The 216-nt window shown below is 64.4% G+C and carries 1 protein-coding gene; it reads left to right on the forward strand.

The genetic code is table 11. The features are described from left to right. The coding region (locus tag RM812_RS42965) for an ATP-binding protein (protein ID WP_311586575.1) at positions 1–150 on the forward strand (150 nt) is incomplete at its 5' end. Between the last annotated feature and the right edge of the window lie 66 nt (positions 151–216).

A 216-nucleotide genomic window follows, 5' to 3' on the forward strand; every position in this document is an offset into this window, starting at 1 on the left:
CGCTGGGGAGAGGTCTTCGGCGACGACACCGTCGCCGCCGCCATGATCGACCGCCTCGTCCATCACGCCGATGTGCTCTCCTTGAAGGGAGACTCCTACCGGCTCAAGAACCGCGACATCGGCCGCACACCAAGCGCGGCAACCGGGTGAACAACTGCACATGCGGGGTCAAAAGTCACCGACCCCAAAGGGGTCCAGGTTCAGAGACCGCCGACA

This window comes from Streptomyces lancefieldiae (genome assembly GCF_031845825.1).
In the GTDB taxonomy this organism is placed as follows: domain Bacteria; phylum Actinomycetota; class Actinomycetes; order Streptomycetales; family Streptomycetaceae; genus Streptomyces; species Streptomyces lancefieldiae.